The organism is Nocardioides sp. P5_C9_2 (assembly GCF_054049555.1).
Genome location: NZ_JBFUMD010000578.1, coordinates 1 through 2,149 on the forward strand (window position 1 = coordinate 1; position 2,149 = coordinate 2,149).

At 71.9% G+C, this 2,149-nt stretch carries 2 protein-coding genes and 1 pseudogene; all 3 read right to left on the reverse strand.

What is annotated here, in order from left to right:
• Positions 1 to 474: dihydropteroate synthase (locus ACXJKL_RS19845; protein ID WP_457208721.1), on the reverse strand; the 474-nt coding region annotated here is incomplete at its 3' end.
• Positions 471 to 1,076 (reverse strand): GTP cyclohydrolase I FolE, encoded by a 606-nt coding sequence (gene folE / locus ACXJKL_RS19850; RefSeq protein WP_457208722.1) that lies wholly within the window; start codon positions 1,074 to 1,076, stop codon positions 471 to 473. The genes folE and ACXJKL_RS19845, both read right to left, overlap by 4 nt.
• 13 nt (positions 1,077 to 1,089) lie before the next feature.
• A pseudogene (locus ACXJKL_RS19855) lies at positions 1,090 to 2,149 on the reverse strand (ATP-dependent zinc metalloprotease FtsH); the annotation flags it as partial.

Below are 2,149 nucleotides of genomic sequence, written 5' to 3' on the forward strand. Positions count from 1 at the left end.
GGCCACGACGGCACCCACGACCCCACCGGGACCGTCGTACGTCGCGAAGTCCGCCATCCGGTCGCTGTGGGCGCGCCAGTGCATGGCGACGTACGTCGCGTCCGAGGCGGCGACCACGTCGAGGACGGCGGGGTCGGCCAGGCCCCCGGACACGTCGTTGACGATCCGCGCGCCCGCGTCGAGGGCCGCCGCGGCCACCTCCGAGCGCATCGTGTCGACGGAGACCACGGCGCCGAGGCCGGCCAGGCCGGAGATGACCGGTACGACCCGGTCGAGCTCCTCGGCCACCACCGGACGGGTGGCCCCGGGACGGGTCGACTCCCCGCCGACGTCGAGGATGTCGGCGMCCTGGTCCAGCAGCACGCGGCCGTGGGCCAGCGCCGACGCCGTGTCGGCGTACAGGCCGCCGTCGCTGAAGGAGTCGGGGGTGACGTTGACGATCCCCATGACCAGGGGCCGGGCGGGCCGTGTCATCGGCGCGAGTGGATCAACGCCATGGCCTCGGAGCGCGTGGCCGCGTTGTGCATGATGCCCCGCACCGCCGACGTGATGGTGCGGGCGCCGGCCTTGCGCACGCCGCGCATGGTCATGCACAGGTGCTCGGCCTCGATCACCACGATCACGCCGCGCGGCTCGAGGATCTCCATCAGGGCGTCGGCGACCTGGGTGGTGAGCCGTTCCTGCACCTGCGGACGCTTGGCGAAGACGTCCACGACGCGGGCCAGCTTGGACAGCCCGGTGATCTTGCCGGTCTCGGACGGGATGTAGCCGACGTGCGCGACACCGGTGAAGGGCACCAGGTGGTGCTCGCACATCGACCACAGCTCGATGTCGCGCACCAGCACCATCTCGTCGTGGCCGATGTCGAAGGTCGTGGTGAGGACGTCCTCGGGGCTCTGGCGCAGTCCCGCGGTCAGCTCGGCGTAGGCCCGCGCGACGCGGGCCGGGGTGTCGACCAGGCCCTCGCGGTCCGGGTCCTCCCCGATGGCGTGCAACAGCTCGCGGACGGCCGCCTCGGCCCGAGCATGGTCGAAGGCGGGCAGCACGCGCTCGTCGAGGCTGATCGGGTCCGTCATCGCGTGGGTCCGTTCAGCTCGCCGGCGGGGTGGGGGGTCGGGGGATGTCGGTGCCACCGCCGAGGGTGTCGCCGTGGGTGTCGCCGCCGGCGCCGGGCGGGGTGAGGACGATGCCGCCCTCCTCCTGCTCGGGCGCGGTGCCGTTGATGTCACGGACCCGGTCGCGGATCTCCTGGGGGATCTCGACCGGCGGGATCGCCGACGGGTTGCGGTCGGGCGACCCGGTCCACGCCGGACGCCTGGGGTGCAGGCGCAGCGGCTCGAAGACCCGGGCGATCTGGGCCTTGTCGAGGGTCTCCTTGTCCAGGAGCTCGAGGACCAGGGCGTCGAGGACGTCGCGGTTGAGCTCGAGGATCTCGAAGGCCTCCTGGTGCGCCGTGCCGAGCAGCTTCTTGGTCTCCGCGTCGACGACGGCGGCGACCTCCTCGGAGTAGTTGCGCTGGTGGCCCATGTCGCGACCCAGGAACGGCTCCGAGGTGCTGTCGCCGAGCTTGATCGCGCCGAGTCGCTCGCTCATGCCGTACTGGGTGACCATGGCGCGGGCGAGGTTGGTCGCCTTCTCGATGTCGTTGCCGGCACCGCTGGTGACGTCGTGGAAGATCAGCGCCTCGGCCGCCATCCCGCCCAGCATGTAGGCGAGGCTGTCGAGCATCTCCGAGCGGGTCTGGCTGTACTTGTCCGAGTCGGGCAGGACCATCGTGTAGCCCAGGGCCCGCCCGCGCGGCAGGATCGTCACCTTGTGCACCGGGTCGGTGCCCGGCAGCGCCGCGGCGACGAGGGCGTGGCCGCCCTCGTGGTAGGCGGTGATGAGCTTCTCCTTCTCGCTCATCAGTCGCGTACGACGCTGCGGCCCGGCGATCACGCGGTCGATGGCCTCGTCGAGGGCCCCGTCGTTGATGAGCTTGGCGTTGCCGCGCGCGGTCAGCAGCGCGGCCTCGTTGAGGACGTTGGCCAGGTCGGCGCCGGTGAAGCCCGGCGTACGACGAGCCACGCTCAGCAGGTCGATCTCGGGGCCATCGGCTTGCCGCGCGAGTGGACCTTGAGGATCTGGTGGCGCCCGTTGAGGTCGGGGG